The sequence below is a fragment of the Myroides sp. C1519 genome (assembly GCF_038039755.1).
Taxonomy (GTDB): domain Bacteria; phylum Bacteroidota; class Bacteroidia; order Flavobacteriales; family Flavobacteriaceae; genus Flavobacterium; species Flavobacterium phaeum_A.
The window spans coordinates 1-18,549 of the sequence record NZ_JBBPHM010000016.1; the positions used below are offsets into that span (position 1 = coordinate 1).

Annotated in this window: 20 protein-coding genes; 13 read left to right on the plus strand and 7 right to left on the minus strand. The window is 32.3% G+C overall.

Annotated features, from left to right (window positions below; all coding sequences use genetic code 11):
- The 6 genes from AABL81_RS09850 to AABL81_RS09875 form a co-directional block, all read left to right on the plus strand.
- Nucleotides 1-2,641, plus strand: a 2,641-nt coding sequence (locus AABL81_RS09850) for a type I restriction-modification system subunit M (protein ID WP_341340925.1), incomplete at its 5' end; no start/stop codon positions are given.
- Between the two features lies 1 nt (nt 2,642).
- Nucleotides 2,643-3,044: a restriction endonuclease subunit S gene (locus AABL81_RS09855; RefSeq protein WP_341340926.1), complete on the plus strand. Its 402-nt coding sequence runs from the start codon at nt 2,643-2,645 to the stop codon at nt 3,042-3,044.
- Nucleotides 3,045-3,055: 11 nt separating this feature from the next.
- On the plus strand, nt 3,056-3,850 hold the full coding sequence (locus AABL81_RS09860) for a restriction endonuclease subunit S (protein WP_341340927.1): 795 nt from the start codon (nt 3,056-3,058) through the stop codon (nt 3,848-3,850).
- A gap of 29 nt (nt 3,851-3,879) precedes the next feature.
- A complete protein-coding gene (locus tag AABL81_RS09865; protein ID WP_341340928.1) occupies nt 3,880-6,222 on the plus strand; it encodes a type I restriction endonuclease subunit R in 2,343 nt (780 codons plus the stop codon).
- Nucleotides 6,206-7,030 (plus strand): type I restriction endonuclease subunit R, EcoR124 family, encoded by an 825-nt coding sequence (locus AABL81_RS09870; protein WP_341340929.1) that lies wholly within the window; start codon nt 6,206-6,208, stop codon nt 7,028-7,030. Before AABL81_RS09865 ends, AABL81_RS09870 begins: the two co-directional genes overlap by 17 nt.
- Nucleotides 7,031-7,559: 529 nt before the next feature.
- On the plus strand, nt 7,560-8,618 hold the full coding sequence (locus AABL81_RS09875) for a 3-oxoacyl-ACP synthase III family protein (RefSeq protein ID WP_341340930.1): 1,059 nt from the start codon (nt 7,560-7,562) through the stop codon (nt 8,616-8,618).
- Nucleotides 8,619-8,670: 52 nt separating this feature from the next.
- Here the strand turns inward: AABL81_RS09875 and AABL81_RS09880 are convergent, their stop codons facing one another.
- From AABL81_RS09880 to AABL81_RS09910, 7 genes are all read right to left on the minus strand, one after another.
- Nucleotides 8,671-8,862, minus strand: a complete 192-nt coding sequence (locus AABL81_RS09880) for a cold-shock protein (protein WP_074746787.1) — start codon at nt 8,860-8,862, stop codon at nt 8,671-8,673.
- Nucleotides 8,863-8,882: 20 nt separating this feature from the next.
- Nucleotides 8,883-9,308 carry a cold-shock protein gene (locus tag AABL81_RS09885; RefSeq protein WP_074746785.1) on the minus strand — a complete coding sequence of 142 codons (426 nt, stop codon included), beginning with the start codon at nt 9,306-9,308 and terminating at the stop codon, nt 8,883-8,885.
- A gap of 30 nt (nt 9,309-9,338) precedes the next feature.
- Nucleotides 9,339-10,451: a DEAD/DEAH box helicase gene (locus AABL81_RS09890; RefSeq protein WP_074746861.1), complete on the minus strand. Its 1,113-nt coding sequence runs from the start codon at nt 10,449-10,451 to the stop codon at nt 9,339-9,341.
- Nucleotides 10,452-11,034: 583 nt separating this feature from the next.
- Nucleotides 11,035-11,442, minus strand: coding sequence for an HNH endonuclease domain-containing protein (locus AABL81_RS09895; protein ID WP_074746783.1), 408 nt, complete (start codon nt 11,440-11,442; stop codon nt 11,035-11,037).
- The gene (locus AABL81_RS09900) at nt 11,414-11,980 is read right to left on the minus strand and encodes a hypothetical protein (protein WP_286425074.1); all 567 of its coding nucleotides are present in this window, start codon (nt 11,978-11,980) and stop codon (nt 11,414-11,416) included. Before AABL81_RS09900 ends, AABL81_RS09895 begins: the two co-directional genes overlap by 29 nt.
- Nucleotides 11,956-12,159 carry a hypothetical protein gene (locus tag AABL81_RS09905; RefSeq protein WP_286425072.1) on the minus strand — a complete coding sequence of 68 codons (204 nt, stop codon included), beginning with the start codon at nt 12,157-12,159 and terminating at the stop codon, nt 11,956-11,958. The genes AABL81_RS09900 and AABL81_RS09905 overlap by 25 nt, the downstream gene beginning before the upstream one ends.
- Nucleotides 12,149-12,463, minus strand: a complete 315-nt coding sequence (locus tag AABL81_RS09910) for a hypothetical protein (RefSeq protein WP_341340931.1) — start codon at nt 12,461-12,463, stop codon at nt 12,149-12,151. Before AABL81_RS09910 ends, AABL81_RS09905 begins: the two co-directional genes overlap by 11 nt.
- Before the next feature lie 747 nt (nt 12,464-13,210).
- On the opposite strand from AABL81_RS09910, the gene AABL81_RS09915 reads away from it, so the two are divergent.
- The 7 genes from AABL81_RS09915 to AABL81_RS09945 all read left to right on the plus strand — a co-directional run bounded on the left by AABL81_RS09915 (nt 13,211) and on the right by AABL81_RS09945 (nt 18,519).
- A complete protein-coding gene (locus AABL81_RS09915) occupies nt 13,211-13,978 on the plus strand; it encodes a ParA family protein (RefSeq protein WP_341340932.1) in 768 nt (255 codons plus the stop codon).
- Nucleotides 13,979-13,982: 4 nt separating this feature from the next.
- Nucleotides 13,983-14,408, plus strand: coding sequence for a DUF3408 domain-containing protein (locus tag AABL81_RS09920; protein ID WP_341340933.1), 426 nt, complete (start codon nt 13,983-13,985; stop codon nt 14,406-14,408).
- Nucleotides 14,409-14,419: 11 nt separating this feature from the next.
- Entirely contained in the window at nt 14,420-14,707 is a 288-nt protein-coding gene (locus AABL81_RS09925) for a DUF3408 domain-containing protein (RefSeq protein ID WP_341340934.1), read from the plus strand.
- The gene (locus AABL81_RS09930) at nt 14,698-15,207 is read left to right on the plus strand and encodes a hypothetical protein (protein ID WP_341340935.1); all 510 of its coding nucleotides are present in this window, start codon (nt 14,698-14,700) and stop codon (nt 15,205-15,207) included. Before AABL81_RS09925 ends, AABL81_RS09930 begins: the two co-directional genes overlap by 10 nt.
- A gap of 171 nt (nt 15,208-15,378) precedes the next feature.
- A complete protein-coding gene (locus tag AABL81_RS09935) occupies nt 15,379-15,687 on the plus strand; it encodes a DUF4134 domain-containing protein (protein ID WP_058699398.1) in 309 nt (102 codons plus the stop codon).
- 11 nt (nt 15,688-15,698) lie between these two features.
- A complete protein-coding gene (locus AABL81_RS09940; RefSeq protein ID WP_341340936.1) occupies nt 15,699-16,043 on the plus strand; it encodes a DUF4133 domain-containing protein in 345 nt (114 codons plus the stop codon).
- Nucleotides 16,027-18,519, plus strand: a complete 2,493-nt coding sequence (locus tag AABL81_RS09945; RefSeq protein WP_341340937.1) for a TraG family conjugative transposon ATPase — start codon at nt 16,027-16,029, stop codon at nt 18,517-18,519. Before AABL81_RS09940 ends, AABL81_RS09945 begins: the two co-directional genes overlap by 17 nt.
- Nucleotides 18,520-18,549: the final 30 nt, after the last annotated feature.

Consider the following 18,549-nt stretch of genomic DNA (forward strand, 5'->3'; position numbering starts at 1 on the left):
TAGCGACACAAATTTCTATAACCCTTTTTTATTTTACAAAAGTCAAGACGACTTCGGTAATAAACCAATGAATAAACAGCAACTAGCCGCTAAGATTTGGGCATCAGCCAATCAAATGCGTTCTAAAATAGAAGCAAACGAATACAAAGATTATATATTAGGTTTTATTTTCTATAAATACCTATCAGAAGCACAGATAAGATTTACCCTTAAAGAAGGTTTTTCTCAAGAAGATATCAGAAACCTTTCAGAAGAAGAGGGAGAAACAATGAAATATATCCAAAAAAATGTAGGATATTTTATTGCGTATGAAAATTTATTTTCAACTTGGATTGAGATGGGAAGTGATTTCGGTGTAGCAAATGTACATACTGCTTTGTCTGCTTTCTCTCGTCTGATTGATCCTGTACATAAAAAGTTATTCGAAGGAATTTTTGATACCCTACAAACGGGGTTAAGTAAATTAGGTGAAAATGCCAATGCACAGACAAAGGCAATTAGCGATTTATTATACTTGATCAAAGACATCCCAATGGATGGCAAACAAGATTATGATGTGTTAGGTTTTATCTACGAATACCTAATCAGTATGTTTGCGGCAACTGCTGGTAAAAAAGCAGGTGAATTCTATACGCCACATGAAGTGTCTCAGTTGATGTCGGATATTGTTGCCCATGAATTACAAAATCGTTCCGAAATACAGATTTACGATCCTACAAGTGGCTCGGGATCTTTATTAATTACTATAGGTAAAAGTATTGCGCGTTATATGGATAATGCAAACAATATAAAGTACTATGCACAAGAATTAAAACAAAATACTTACAACTTAACACGTATGAACTTAGTGATGCGTGGTATTTTGGCAACCAATATTGTGACTCGTAATGCCGATACTTTAGAAAGTGATTGGCCTTATGTTGATGAAAATAACCAATTTAATCCGTTGTATGTAGATGCTGTAGTATCTAACCCTCCATACTCTCAAAAATGGGATCCTGAGGGTAAAGGAGATGATGCCCGTTATCAAAATTATGGATTGGCTCCTAAATCTAAGGCTGACTTTGCTTTTCTTTTACATGATCTTTACCACTTAAAGCCAAAAGGTATTATGACCATCGTTTTACCGCATGGAGTTTTATTTAGAGGAGGTGAAGAAGGTATCATTAGAGAGCGATTAATTGAAAATAATAATATCGATGCCGTAATTGGTTTACCATCAAATATTTTCTTTGGTACTGGTATCCCTACGGTTATTTTAGTAATTAAACAAAAGCGTGAAGGTAACGACGTTTTAATTATTGATGCATCTAAAGGATTTGAGAAAGTTGGTAAAAATAATAAATTACGTACGTCTGATATTAAACGTATTGTAGATACTTACGTAGAGCGTAAAGATGTGCCGAACTATGCAAAAGTAGTATCTAAGCAAGATCTACGTGATAACGAATATAACCTAAATATTCCTCGTTATGTAGACAGTAGCGAGAAAGCAGAGAGTTTTGATATTTATGCTACGATGTTTGGTGGTATTCCACAACAAGAAATCGAAGAGTTAAAAGTGTATTGGGAAGCTTTCCCAACATTGCGTGATCAGTTGTTTGAAACGGTATCACCAGAAATGGCTCAGTTAAAAGCTGATGATATAACAACTACCATTCAATCAAATACAGAAGTACAAACATTCAATCAAAAATATTATGATGCGCTTAGTTCTTTCCCTTTACATTTAAAGACAAGATTAATCGATGGATTAGAAAATGTTAGTATTGGAAAAGAAGAAGCTGCTTTGAGTACCGAAATATTTGATCGCATCAATCAGGTTCCATTAATTGATAAATATGTAGCTTTTCAAATGTTAAGCAATCAATGGGAAACCATTGCTGGAGATATTGAGATTTTACAAACAGAAGGAATACAAGCAGCTAAAATTGTAGAACCTAATTTAGTCATCAAAAAGAAGAATAACAAAGAAGTCGAAGTACAAGACGGTTGGAAAGGACATATTTTTCCATTCGAGTTGGTACAAGAGGTATATTTACAAGAACAGGTACAGGCATTAGCAACGTTACAGAATCAAGTAGTAGAGCTTACATCTGAAGTTGACGAATTGTTTGAATCTTTATCTGAAGAAAGTAAAGATAGTGATTTAACCAACGAAGCAAAAGATAAATTAGTAGCTGGTGAATTAACAAAAGCTGTAAAAGAAATTACTGCCGATATTAAAAAAGGAATCGTTTATGGAGAAGATGACGACGAAACAAAATTGGTACGCATTAGTAAGTTACAATCAGAGTTAAAGATAGTTAACAAGAAACTAACCGACCAAACAGCGGCTTTACATTTACAAACTAAACAGCTAATTGAAAACCTATTAGACGATCAAGTGACTAATCTATTAGAGCAAAAATGGATTACACCTTTAGTAATCAATTTAAACGAAATTTCTACTAATAAGTTAGACGAGTTATCGCAAAAAATCAATCATTTAGCTACGAAGTACAAAACAACGTTGGTAGAAGTAAATGAGCAACTAAAAGAAAGTCAAACTGCTTTAGCAAACATGATGGACGAGTTAACAGGATCAAATCATGACCTTGAAGGTATTAAAGCATTACAAAACTTATTAAATATTGAATAGTATGGAGGAAAATAAAAAGGTGCCTGCTATTCGGTTTAAAGGGTTTGAGGATGAATGGGAGGAAAAAAAGTTAGGTAATATTGTATATAGATTGGATAATCTAAGAAAACCTGTTAAAGCATCAGAACGTATTTCTGGGAATACACCTTATTATGGCGCAAATGGAATTCAAGATTTTGTAGATGGATATACTCATGACGGAGAGTTTGTTTTATTAGCTGAGGATGGTGCGAATGATTTGAAAAAATACCCAATTCAGTATGTTAAAGGTAAAATTTGGGTGAATAATCATGCACATGTAATCCAAGGAATTGTTGGAGAAGTTGAAAATCTATTTTTAAAAAATACACTACTGAAAACTGATTTTGAGCAAATAATTGTTGGGGGAGTAGATCAAAATTGAACGCTACTACAATGATGAATATCAAAATAAATTCTGCTAAAACACTAACTGAACAAACCCAAATCGGTAATTTCTTTAAAACATTAGACAGTCAAATCAATGCACAGGAACAAAAGCACCAAAAGTTGATAAATCTTAAAAAGGCAATGTTACAAAAAATGTTCCCAAAAGAAGGTTCTGATCTACCGGAAATTCGTTTTAAAGGTTTTACAGAGAAATGGGAAGAGAAGAAGTTGGGGAATATTGTTAAAATATTCAATGGTTATGCATTTCAGAGTAAGAACTTTGTTTTGTTTAATAGTAATATTATTGTCATTACGCCTGGTAATGTAAAAGTTTGTGGTGGATATCAAGCAGAGAAAGGTCATTATTATAATCCCAATTCTCAATACTTGTCAAAATTTAAATTCGAGGTAAATGATATTTTTATAACACTTACAGATTTAACTCCTACAGGGCAAACTCTAGGATATCCTGCCATTATTCCTAATGATGGTAATATATATTTACATAATCAACGACTTGGTAAATTATTCGATATAAAAACAGATAGGTTGTTTTTATACCATTTTTTATGCACTAATTTATATCATACTAACGTAGTTTCTACATCTTCTGGTACAACAGTAAAACATTCTTCTTCTGAGAAAATACAATTGATTAAGATATTTGTACCGTCCTTAAAAGAACAACAAAAAATTGGCGAATACTTTGAAAAATTAGACAACCTAATCCAACAAAGCCAAGAGCAAATCAAAAAATACAAAAACATCAAACAAGCTTTATTACAAAAAATGTTTGTTTAATAAGCAATTAATGACAAAAATACATGAATATGTACACATCTGAATTGGCTTTTGAAGAGGCATTAGTGAAAACCTTAGCACATCAAAAAGGTTGGGAGAATAACATCTTAAAAAATGTTACCGAAGAAGATTTAATTAAAAATTGGGCTGCTATACTATTCGAAAATAATAAAGACATTGATCGTTTAAACGATGTGCCTTTAACGGATAGTGAAATGCAACAAATTTTAACGAAGATACAAGAGCTACGTACACCTCTTAATTTGAATGGTTTTATAAATGGGCGTACTGTTACTATTACTAGAGATAATCCAGATGATGTGTTGCATTTAGGTAAAGAAGTAAGTTTGAAAATGTATGATCGCCGTGAAATTTCAGCAGGTCAAAGCCGTTATCAAATTGTTCAACAACCACGATACAAACGCAAGTCAGATTTGCGTAACGATCGTCGTGGAGATGTATTGTTGTTAATTAACGGGATGCCTTTAATCCATATCGAGTTAAAGCGTTCCGGTGTACATATAAGTCAGGCAGTAAAACAAATTGAAAAATATAGTTACGAAGGACATTTTACAGGAATATTTTTACTTATCCAAATCTTTGTGGCTATGACCCCTGAGGAAACGCTATATTTTGCCAATCCAGGCGTAGATGGTAAATTTAATAGCGATTACCAATTTCATTGGGCAGATTTTAACAATGAACCTATAAACGATTGGCGTAGTATTGCTTCTCAATTTTTATCTATACCTATGGCACACGAATTAATAGGATTCTATACCATTGCTGATGGTACAGATAATATTTTGAAGGTGATGCGTAGTTATCAAATTTATGCAGCAAGTGCCATTTCTTCACGTGTAGCTCAAACCGATTGGAATAAGCCAGATATTCGTGGCGGATATATTTGGCATACTACGGGATCGGGAAAAACTATGACGAGTTTTAAATCAGCTCAACTTATTGCATCTTCTAAAGATGCTGATAAAGTGATCTTTTTGTTAGACCGTATAGAATTAGGTACACAATCTTTAGAGCAGTACCGTGCATTTGCAGACGAAAGTCAAAGTGTACAGGCAACTGAGGATACTTATGTTTTGATTAATAAATTAAAAAGTAAAGATCCAGCAGATACCCTAATTGTTACATCTATTCAAAAGATGAGCAATATAGAAGACGATACCGAAGGACTAAAAAGTCATGATTTAGAAGTCATGCGAAGCAAGAGAATTGTAATCATTATAGATGAAGCACACCGTACTGTTTTTGGCGATACGATGCTACCTACAATTAGAAAAACTTTTCCAAACGCTGTGTTTTTTGGTTTTACAGGTACACCAATTCAAAGTGAAAATAGCCGTAAAGATTCCGATACATCTACCATTTTTGGTAACGAATTACACCGTTATAGTTTAGCTGATGGAATTCGAGATAAAAATGTTTTAGGATTTGATCCATATAAAATTTTAACGTATAAAGACCGTGATTTACGTCGTGCAGTAGCTTTACAAGAAGCTAAAGCAATCGATGAGGCAGATGCGTTAAGTGATCCTAAGAAAAATGAAATCTATAGCAGATTTATGAATCCAGCTAAAGTAAGAATGGCAGGAGATTATAATAGCGCAGGTAAGTACCAACGTGGGATTGAAGATTACATAAAAAGTATTCAATACGAGAGGGAAGAACATCAACGTATTGTAGTTAAAGATATAAAGGAAAATTGGGTTACTTTGAGTAGAAATAGTAAGTTTCATGCGATATTTGCTACAAGTAGCATTGCAGAATCTATTGAGTATTTTGCTTTATTTAGACAAGAATTTCCAGAATTAAAAATATCAGCGTTGTTTGACCCAAATATAGATAATAATGCAGGGTTTCAGTTTAAAGAAGAGGGACTTGAATTAATTTTAGAACATTACGATACTCTTTATTCTAAAAAATTTAAAATGAGTTCTCATGCATTATTTAAGAAGGATATAGCCAATCGTTTGGCACATAAAAAGCCTTACGATAGAATAGATACCAAACCAGAGGAGCAGTTAGATTTATTAATTGTTGTGGATCAAATGTTAACAGGATTTGATTCAAAATGGTTAAATACGTTGTACTTAGATAAGAAATTAGAATACGAAAACATCATACAAGCATTTTCACGTACTAATAGATTGTTTGGTATAGAGAAACAATTTGGCACTATCCGTTATTACCGTTATCCACACACTATGGAGCGTAATATAGATCGTGCAGTTAAACTATATTCAGGCGATCGTCCATATGGTTTATTTGTAGAGCATTTAGACGAAAATTTAGACCGTATTAATTTCATTTTTAACGAAATTAAACTATTGTTTGAAAATGCAGGTATTTTTTGAATTCGAAAGACTTCCAGATGATGTAAGTGAACGTGCTAAATTTGCGAAAATGTTTAAAGATTTAAACAGCATTTTAGAGGCGGCTAAAGTTCAAGGCTTTTATTGGAGTAAATTAACGTATGTATTTAACGAAGATAAACCAAAACTAAAAAAAATTATTGAAGTCATTTTAGATGAACGTACTTACAATATACTTTTAGCACGTTATAAAGAATTATTTCAAGAAGGTGATGGTATAGGAGGTTCTTCAGATCAAGTTCCTTTTGAAATCGATAATTATATCATGGAAATTGATACAGGAGTTATTGACACGAATTACATGAATAGTCGTTTTGAAAAATTTCTGAAATCATTAAATCAAAGTGAGTTAACGCAAAAGCAAAGTCAAGCTATTTTAGATGAGTTACATAAGTCTTTTGCGACATTGAATCAAGAAGAGCAAAAGTTTGCAAACATATTCTTAAATGAAGTGCGAAGTGGAAATGTAACCTTAGATCCGAATAAAACTTTTAGAGATTATATTTCTGATTATCAATTTAAAGCAAAAAATGCGTATATCAATAAATTGGTTGATGCGATTGGAGTTGATGTAGTAGCACTTAAAAATCTAATGAATACATTTACATCTGAAGCTAATTTAAATGAATATGGACGTTTTGATGCATTAAAAGAGACTGTTGACCGCGAGAAAGCTAAGGTTTATTTTGAATCATTGGAAGGTACAACTTTGCCTCCTTTCAAAATAAGTATTCGAATAGATACACTTTTGAAAGAGTTTATCTTAAAAGATGGGTTTGATATAAATTAACTCTTATTATTGAAGAACTAAGCTTTTATTTTATTTGTAAGTCTTTAGTAGATATATTGCCCTTCGAATTATGTATTCACATTTTGAGTACTTTTAAAACAAATGAGTAGCTAAGTTAAATATAAAAGCCTGCAAAATTAATCAATTTGCAGGCTTTTGTCTTGTTTTGAATCCTATATAAGGTAATAATTTTAATTATGTTGTGGAGAAAGTTTGAACTGACAAATAACTCCATTAGATACCCGTTTTTAGTTTATATAATATATTATTTATTATCTCATAAAGTGCAGCTTTTGATTTAAATTCTCTTTTTGGAAGTGCTAAATGAGGTACTATATTTAATTATATACTATTTTTGTGGAGTACTTGTTACACTAGGTTGTGTTTTGTTTGTTGAGCGACACAAATTTCTATAACCCTTATTTATTTTACAAAAGTCAAGACGACTTCAATAAGTTGTGCTTATAAATATTTTGATAAGTAATTGATTTTTTAGTAATTTTATTCTAATATTAAAAAATTAAATTTCATGACTAGTAAAATTATCGGCTCAGGTAATTGTATTCCATCATTAAAGATTACGAATTCTTACTTTAACAATCACAGTTTTTTAGATACAAATGGTTTAATTTTAAAAGATAATAATTATATCATTCAAAAAAAACTTCAACTAATTACTGGTATATCTGAAAGAAGATATGCAAACAATTCTCAAGTTTCTTCTGATTTAGGATTTATCGCAGCTCAAAAGGCTATCGAAGATGCTCAGATTGATCCTGAATCTTTAGATTACATCATTTTTGCTCATAATTTTGGCGATGTACATCATTTTAGTAATCAAATGGATAGTGTTCCTAGTTTAGCAGCAAGAGTTAAAAACAGATTGAAAATTAAAAATATTTTTTGCGTTGCTTACGATTTATTATTTGGTTGCCCAGGTTGGATTGAAGCATTTATTCAGGCTAATTCATTTATAAAATCAGGATTAGCAAAAAGATGTTTAGTAATTGGAGCAGAAACATTATCTCGTGTTGTTGACGAACATGATAGAGATACGATGATATATTCAGACGGTGCAGGAGCTATAGTTATAGAGGCTACGGATGAAAACAAAGGTATTCTTTCTCATATTTCAGCATCACATACGTTAGAAGAATTAGATTATTTATATTTTGGGATATCAAATAACAAAGACAAAGAATGCACAAATAAGTACTTGAAAATGAATGGTAGAAAAATTTATGAATTTGCTTTAACAAATGTGCCTTCTGCTATGAAAATGTGTCTTGATAAAGCAGATGTTGAAATCAAAGATTTAAAGAAAATAATCATTCACCAAGCGAATGAGAAGATGGATGAGGAAATTTTAAAGAGGTTTTATAAACTTTATGACTATCCAATTCCCGATCATATTATGCCAATGGTTATAAGTACATTAGGAAACAGTTCTGTAGCGACAGTACCAAGCTTACTATCTATGGTTTTACATGATGAATTAGAAAATCATAGCTTAGAAACAGGTGATGTTATACTTTTAGCATCAGTAGGAGCTGGAATGAATATAAATTCGATCTTGTATAAAATTTAAAAAAAAGGCATGTAAAAAAAATTACATGCCTTAGATATAAAAACTCTTTGGGTTATTTTTTTCTAACATTAACAGCCATAAGACCTTTTTGTCCGCGCTCAATGTCGAAAACTACGTCATCGTTCTCACGTACGTTTTCTATTAAACCTGAGTTGTGAACAAATACGTCATCATTACCATTTGTTTGAGAAATAAAACCAAATCCTTTAGTTTCATTGAAAAATTTTACTGTACCTTCTTGCATTCTTGTTATTATTTAATTTATTATTTTTTTAAATCAACTGCTTGGTAACCCTTCGCACTTAATTCTTTTTTATATGTTACTTTATTGTTTTTTTTAAAAGTTTGAGTAAGTTGACCTATATGAAAAAAAACACTTTCACCTGTTTCATCTTCTGTAATAAAACCAAAGCCTTTCTCGCTTATGTAATTTACAATTCCTGTGAAATCATCGTTATGACGTGTAGCAGATTCTTGCGCTTTCTTAGCTTTTTCTAAGTCAGCATCTCTATTCTGAAGATGAGGAGGAACAGCTGTAAAATGGCCATTCACGTCAACATAAACAATCATATCTTCAAAATTTTTGCCTTTATTGTTGTTCTCTTTACGATCGTCTCTTCTAAGCTGCTTATCTTTGAATCTTTTTAATTTTTTCTTGGTATTCTCTTTTTTAGTGAAAGATTCTGCCATAATTTATCTTATTTGATTATTAATTAAACTTTATTGTATGGCAACAGCCATTTTAAAGCCAATTAGTTTTTGTATACTTTGTAATTCTTTCTTTTCTTGGCGATCACAAAATGAAACCGCTGTGCCCTGATATCCAGCACGTCCTGTTCGCCCTATTCTGTGAACATATGTTTCAGGCACATCTGGTAATTCATAATTAATCACATGTGGTAATTCGTTAATATCAATACCTCTAGCAGCAATATCAGTCGCTATTAAAACTCGTATTTTAGAACTTTTAAAGTCATCTAATGCACGTTGTCTTGCATTTTGTGATTTATTACCATGTATTGCAGATGCTTGAATACCAGACAATAATAAGCTTTTAACTAATTTGTCAGCACCATGTTTAGTTCGTGCAAAAACTAATGAACGATTAAATTTCTTATCCTCAAGAATTTGAACAAGCAAATCGAATTTCTCATTCTTCTCTACAAAATAAACGGACTGCTTTACAGTTTCTGCTGTTGAAGATACTGGCGTTACGTTAATTTCTATGGGTTTTTTAAGAATTGACTGAGAAAACTTTCTTATTTCTTGTGGCATTGTTGCCGAGAAAAAAAGCGTTTGCTTTTTTACGGGTACTTTTGTTAGTATCTTTTTTACATCATTTACAAATCCCATATCTAACATACGATCAGCCTCATCAAGTACCATTATTTCAATATGTGCTAAATCAATGTAACCTTGAGAGATTAAATCCAATAAGCGTCCAGGTGTAGCAATCAGTATGTCAATACCTGCATTTAGTGCCTTTACTTGTTTACCTTGAGGAACACCTCCAAAAATAGCTAAGTGTTTGATATTTAAAAATTGTCCGTATGTTTTAAAGTTTTCACTTATCTGTACGGCTAATTCTCTAGTTGGTGTCAATACCAGCGAACGGATTCCTTTGCTTTTAATCTTTTGTTTATCGAGCAATTGTAATACTGGGATAGCAAATGAAGCTGTTTTACCTGTACCTGTTTGTGCACATCCTATAAGATCATGTCCGTTAAGTATATGTGGTATTGATTGATATTGTATTTCTGTAGCCTTTGTATATCCAGCTGTTAGAACAGCTTTCATAATTGAAGGTATAATATTTAATTGTTTAAAATCCATGATTATTTGTATCGGAAAACCGATGTTATTTACAATTTCCGTTCTGTACACAAGCGGCAAAGTAATTGTTGTTGTATAATAGAAAGTTTTAAATTGTAAACATGTGTAAAATTTAAAACATATCAATTGATAAGTCATCGTAATGATGTCTAATAATTTACAAATCCTAATTACGCACGCACTGTACTATGAATGAATATTCTAAATAACGTTTCAAAATGCATGTAAGAAATATTAGTTAGTACCTAAATAGGTCTGTAATGATTTTATTCTGATTTTTTCTTATTGTGAAATGTTATATCTAATTTGTGCTGGTTATTAATGCACATTAGATTTGCCGATGAAATCTCATTTTAAAAATAAAATGGCAAGTGAGGAAGGTCAAAACTGAGAGAGAAATTGTTAATTTAACTTTATCAGAAGAGGCGAATACTAAAAGCCTTAAATAAATTCTGCACAAAGATATTTATTTTTTTTAAACTTCCTATCTAATTTAATGTTTTTTTAAAAATATTTGATAATTAGTATGTGTCTTATAGTTATTTTTAAATTCCCTATTGCACAATTTTTATTAATTTAAATTTTACTGCAAGTTCCGATTCGTTATAATAAAATCTTGTTTCTCGTTTTGTTGTGAATTCCTTTTCTTCAAATTATCTTCTCGATAAACCACTGTTTTATTCGAAAAACTATCATCAAATAATCTGGATTGTGGAATGATATGCTCAACATCAATATCTTTTGAAAATAGTTTTTCTCTTAGAATATATTTGTTGTTATACAAATCTCGGTAACCATTGGCATTCAGTTTCTTATATGATTTATATCGAATAATGTCATTTCGAGTTGGATTGGCTAATCCAAATTCAGATTGAAGGATTTTATAAAACTTTTCATGCTCAATTTTAGAAGCATTGATATTGGTTGTCATTTCTGCTCTTTCTTTCGCATTCTTCTTTAGTTCACGAGTCAAATTCAGTTCTAATTTCATCAAACTTAAAACCCTTAGCTTTTCCTTCTTTTTTTAAAACGTTATTTTCTTTTTCAATAAGCGTATTCACTACATTCACCATTTGATTGAGAATTTTCTCAACCACAGGATTTCTTAAACTGTTCTTTTTAATTAAATCTAATTTGGGTTTTAAGATTCTGTTTTCCAATTCTTCTTTGGTTAAAGAATGTTTAGAATGACGATATCCCGCCAATTCGCAAGCAGTACTGTAATTATTCTCTTTGACGGACGGATAAATTTTTCGAATAGCTTTGGTAGAAAGACTTTCATAATCATCTTGAAAAGTTACACTGCTTAAAATTTTAGCGTGTTCCGGTTTGAAACCAAATTTTTGACACAATTGTTTTTTCAACCCAATGTTATCATTTCCGTATATCACTTTTTCTTTATCGCTGTACTTATTTGTATGATCTTCTGCCGAATATAGCATATGCCAAAACTGATAAGAAGCTTGTTTTTCAAAATATTTTCCTTCCAAGAAAGCATCAAATTCTAAGATTTCGGTATTAATTTCCAAACCTCAAAAACTCGTTGTACCATATCTTTTATTTCGGAAGCTGGTGTTTTCAACTTCGAAACATCAATATTATCTTCGTCCGAAAGTTTCAATAAATCTTCATTATACCCTTCTGTTTCAGGAATTTTAAGGAATACATTATAGAAAGCTTGATTGGTTTTGTTTCCTTCAATTTCCAAATAATTGATTTCCCAAATCTTTTGGTTTATAACCTAATATTTCGATAATGCGATCTGTTTTTAAATTATCTTTTAAGTTCAACTCTTCATAAACTGTCTCTTTAGCATTTAAGTTTAATTTAAAAATTTCCTTTTCTTCTTCAAACAAAGTTGATTGTTCATCTGAACTTACCTTTCTTTTTCTGCTTCCCTTTTTACGAATCAAAATATTACTTAAAACTTGCCAGATTTTAAACTCTTGAAATAAGAGAGAAGATTTTGGAGCCACTCTTGGTCCGATTTCCGTTTCTTTGTTGAAATACAAACTTTTTCTTCTGTCTGAAATGGCTCCTAGATAACCGCTTGAACTGTTTAAATTGTTATTTATTTCTGTTAATATATAGGTAACTTCTTCAATTTTTAATTGTTTATTTAAAGCATCATTTCGCCATTGATATGATTGAATTTTCTTGAAAAAACCAACGACTTCGGAGTAGTTTTCTAGCCCTCTGCAAGAGCAAGTCGTTTTGAAAGCCCGAATCTCAATTTCGAGTGCCTCAAAACATAACTTGCTCTCATCTTTCGATGAGTAATTCCACCAATTTTACAAAGTAAAATCTAAAGTGATTTCATAGTAATAAATCACCCACTATTTGACACTAAAATGCCAAGTGTTACCACAAAATGCCATAAATCAGATTCAGCTGGTTTATGAAGTTTCTTTGTATGTATAATCATATTTGCATAGGTAGATAGATCAGTTACAAAGTACTGATGTATCTAAAAAAGTAAGTAATGAGGTCATTACGTGCATTAGTATATAATTAGAGCAATAAGTAGTTATTTAAGTATCTATTAGGCTAAGCGCAAGCGTAGCTGCTTAACTATTTATGTAAAACATCACATAGAGAAGTATAAAGCTAAACAGGTAATTAAATATTTAGCTAAGTATTTAATTAGGCTTATAGTTCACTACTTAACTAAGTAAATAAAAACAAGTATAGATGACCACATACTTACTGATTGACTAACGTATCTATTTACTTATGCAAATAGCTAAATACATACAATTATGAAAACAAAAAAAGAACCAATTTTTGTTGCTTTCTCCTCACAAAAGGGAGGAATAGGTAAAAGCACGTTTACCACATTGGTGGCAAGTATTTTACATTATCAGATGGATTACAATGTCGTTGTCTTTGATGCAGATTTTCCACAACACAGTCTTGTGAAAATGAAAGAACGAGATTTATCTATTGTTATGGAGAACGATGTGCTGAAAAAACTTGCCTATAAGCAGTTTACAACAATTAATAAAAAAGCCTTTCCAATATTACAAGAGAAGGCAGATAATGTATTAAACGCAGCCAAACAATTTATAAGTGAATCAGCTATACCAGTTGATGTAGTTTTCTTTGATTTACCAGGAACGGTTAATACTGCTGGAATTCTAAACGCATTATCAGGCATGCACTATATTTTTACGCCTATCACAGCGGATAGAGTAGTGATGGAAAGCACGCTTGTTTTTACGCAACTCTTGCGAGATGTTGTGATGAAAAAATCAGAGACAGCAATACAAAGTATCAATCTGTTTTGGAACCAAGTGGATGGGAGGGAAAGTACTCCTTTGTACGATATCTATAACCAAGCTATTAAGGAATTAGATTTTAGTTTGATGCAAAGTCAGATTAAAAGTAGCACAAGATTTCGTAAGGAGAGTGAAGCGACAAGCAAGTTTGTTTTCCGCTCCACTTTACTACCTCCAGATAAACGTCTTAGTAAAGCAAGTGGATTAGACCTTTTTATAGAAGAATTTTTAACAATCATCCAATTATAATATCATGGAAAAAGAAAGCAAAAAACAACAGCATATTGATGAAGAACTAATGATGAGTCTAATGGTTGATGGAGTGAGAAAAGAAGGAATCAAAGAACCGTCTCAGGATATTGAAAAAGTAGAAGAGAGAAAGGTAGAAGACACTCCCTTAAAGAAGAGTCCTGTTTCAAAACAAAAGAAACAAACAAGGCAAAGTATCGAAACAGATTACGAGAGTATCTTTTTTAAAAAATCTGATACCAATGCCAGAGATGGAAAAACGGTGTATATAAGACCTGAATTTCATGAAAAACTAACTCGTATCATTCACATAATAGGTGAGGACAAAATAACGATTTATGCCTATTTAGATAATTTGTTAGACAATCATTTTGATGAGTTTGCTCAGCAGATTACCAAGAGTTACAATGAGAAGTATAAACCAATTTAAAACCAAAAATCATGAAAAATCTATTCAAAAAAACAGAAGAAAAAATCGATACTAAAAAATATGAGGATCAGTTTTTAGTTAATCGATTACCTGCAAATAGTAAGGGAAAAGTGGTGTACATCCGCCCTGAACATCACGAGGTATTCATTCGCCTTGTTCAATTATCTAAAGAAAATAAGACAACGCTCTATGCTTATATAGACAATATTTTAGCACAGCATCTTAAAAATCACGCAGATGACACATCAAGGCTTATTTTCAAGAACATTTTAAACCAATTCTGTAATCTATGGAAATAATTATAATAATCAGTCTGGTTCTTGTTATCACTCTTCTGTTATTAGATAAAAATAAAACTAGTATACAGGAGAACCCAACTAAAACAGAAGAGCTACCTTTTAAACAAGATGTCCCTGTTAGTATTATAGGAGAAAGTAAACCAGTTGTTTTAAAGCAATCGCTAATGAGTCAAACAGAAGTTGAACTTGATTTAGAAGAGGAAGAAAAAGAGTTAAGGAAGAATTTAGAACCTTTAGATAATGAGTTTACTGAGCGAGTCAGTATGGATGAGCTTAATAGGTTTGTGAACTCTATTGAAGAAGAGTTAATTAATGAGACTACAGTAAAAATAGCTAAAAAAATAGAAGGCTCAGAGTTATTGGAACTACTCCAACAGGCACTACCTGATTCAGCTAAAGCAATAGCAAAGTTATTAGATCAATCTTTAAGTGAAAAATCACCAAAGAAGGAAGAAGAAGTAATAGATAGTGAAGATTTTAATATTAATGATTTTGTGTAAAGAAAAACTGTGAAGGCGTTATAGTAAAACATACTTAACGCCTTTTTTATTACATCTTATCGCCATGAGCATCCACTAACTTCCATAATCAATTCTTCAACCTGTTTTCAAAAGACATTTACCAAAGTATCATGCAAAGGGCATGATTATAACTAATTAAATGTCATTCTTATGAAAACAAAAACAATCAAACAAAGGCTTTTCTTATTACTTATTGTACTAAGTAGTTTGCCACTCTTAGCTCAAGGAAATGGAGCTGCAGGAATCACAGAGGCTACTCAAATGGTCACTTCTTATTTTGATCCAGCCACTAAACTTATTTACGCCATTGGAGCGGTAGTAGGTCTTATTGGAGGGGTGAAGGTATACAACAAATTCTCAAGTGGAGATCCCGATACAAGTAAGACAGCCGCAAGCTGGTTTGGGGCTTGTATCTTCTTAATTGTAGCGGCTACAATCCTTCGCTCGTTTTTCCTTTAAAAGATACTATTATGAAAAAGTATAGTATCAATAAAGGCATTGGAGCCAGTGTAGAGTTTAAAGGCCTCAAGGCGCAATACCTGTTTTATTTTGCAGGAGGATTATTGGCTGATTTAATTCTTGTTATGGTTTTGTATATGGCAGGAGTAAACAACATAGTTTGTTTAGCCCTTGGCCTTGGTACATCTGGCTATCTTGTTTACAAAGTGTTTTCACTAAACAAGAAATACGGTCAGTTTGGTCTTATGAAACTTCAGGCTAGAAAATACTTTCCAAAGTATATCATCTCAAGAAAGGATGTCAAAGGGTATGTAAGTAGAAACTTAAAACTAAGAAGCTATGAGAAATACAGCTAAGACAAATATCTTAGAAAGGATGTTTCCGATTCTATCGGTAGAGAACAACTGTATTGTTTCTAAGCAAGGGGATATAACGGTTTGTTATAAGGTCATCTTACCTGAGATTTTTACTATCTCAGATAAAGAATATGAAACGATTCACAGCGTGTGGCATAAAGCGATTAAAACATTACCCGAGTTTACGGTTATTCACAAACAGGATTGGTTTGTCAAAGAAAGCTATGAGGCTGATTTTAAAGACGCAGAGCAGGGCTATTTAAGTAGAAGCTTTGAAAGACATTTTAACGAGCGTCCCTATCTGAATCACAGTTGTTATCTCTTTATCACAAAAACTACCAAAGAGCGAATTAAAAGTCAGAGTAACTTTTCTTCTCTTACAAGAGGCGAGCTCACTCCAAAAGAAGTAAGAGATAAAGATACGGTTCAAAGCTTTTTAGAAGCAACTACTCAATTAGAGAAAATCGTCAATGATAGTGGATTGATTCACCTAACTAAATTATCTGAAGAAGATATTATTGGCTCAGAGGATAAAAGCGGACTTGTGGAACAGTACCTGACTTTAAGCTCTACTAAAAGAGGAAGCCTTCAGGATATAGCCATCAGCGCAGAGGAGGTTAGAGTAGGAGATAATAGAATCTCTATGCACACTTTATCAAGTACAGATGATTTACCTACTGAGGTATCTTATTTATCACGTTATGAAAAGCTATCAACCGATAAAAGCAGTATGGCTTTGTCGTTTGCATCTCCTGTTGGACTTCTTTTAAACTGTAATCACATCTATAATCAGTATTTGTTTATAGAGGACAGTGATTACAATTTAAAGCAGTTTGAGAAATCAGCCAAGAATATGCATTCTCTTGCTAGATACAGCAGAGCGAATCAAATAAACAAACAGTGGATAGAAGAATATTTAAATGAGGCTCATAGTAAAGGCCTTACTTCTATAAAAGCTCACTTTAATGTAATGGCATGGTCTGATGATAAAAACGAGCTTAAACAGCTTAAAAACGACGCAGGAAGTGCAATCGCTTCTATGGAGTGCGTGCCAAGACACAACACGGTGGATGCTCCAGTGCTTTACTGGGCAGGTATGCCAGGAAATAGCGGAGATTTTCCAAGTGAAGAGAGCTTTTATACGTTCATTGAACCAGCTTTATGTTTTTTTGCAGGGGAGACTAATTATCAAAACTCATTGTCACCTTTTGGAATTAAAATGGCGGATCGCTTAACTGGTAAACCAATTCATTTAGATATCTCGGATTTACCCATGAAAAAGGGAATTATCACCAATCGTAACAAGTTTATCTTGGGACCATCGGGTAGTGGTAAGAGTTTTTTTACCAATCATATGGTAAGGCAATATTATGAGCAAAACGCGCATGTTTTGCTTGTTGATACAGGCAACTCTTATCAAGGATTATGTGAACTGATTAAAGCAAAGACAAAAGGAACAGATGGGCTGTACTTTACATACACCGAAGAAAACCCAATTGCTTTTAATCCTTTTTATACGGATGATGGGGTTTTTGATATTGAAAAAAGAGAGAGTATTAAAACTCTGATCTTAACACTTTGGAAGCGGGATGACCAACCACCCTCTAGATCGGAAGAAGTGGCGCTTTCAAATGCTGTTAGTGGGTATATTCAAAAACTTCAAAATAGTGATATAAAACCAAGTTTCAACACCTTTTATGAGTATATCAAAACAGATTACAAAGCTGAGTTAGAACAGAAGCAGGTTAGGGAAAAAGACTTTGATTTAGCGAACTTTTTAAATGTGCTTGAGCCTTATTATAAAGAAGGTGAATACGACTATTTATTAAACTCAGAAAGTGAGCTTGATTTACTTAACAAACGCTTTATCGTCTTTGAAATTGATAGCATCAAGGATCACAAAATTCTGTTTCCCATTGTGACTATTATCATCATGGAAGTGTTTATAAATAAGATGCGACGTCTTAAAGGTCAGCGTAAACTAATCTTAATTGAAGAGGCTTGGAAGGCCATAGCCAAAGAGGGGATGGCAGATTATTTACGCTACCTTTTTAAAACCGTTAGAAAGTTCTTTGGTGAGGCAATTGTGGTTACTCAAGAGGTAGATGATATTATTCAATCTCCGATTGTTAAGGAAAGTATTATCAATAATTCAGATTGTAAGATACTTCTTGATCAGCGCAAGTATATGAACAAGTTCGATGATATACAAGCCATGTTAGGTCTTACTGACAAAGAAAAAGCTCAAATCCTTTCTATCAATTTAAACAACAATCCAAATCGGCTTTACAAAGAAGTATGGATTGGTCTTGGAGGAGTTCACTCAGGCGTGTATGCTACAGAAGTGAGCTACTCAGAGTATCTCGCTTATACTACAGAGGAAACTGAAAAACTACAAGTCATGAACCTAGCTAAAGAACTTGATGGTAATGTAGAGATGGCCATAAAACGCCTTGTACAAGAAAAACAACAATAAGACCTGACAATACTCAAACCCAACTTTACT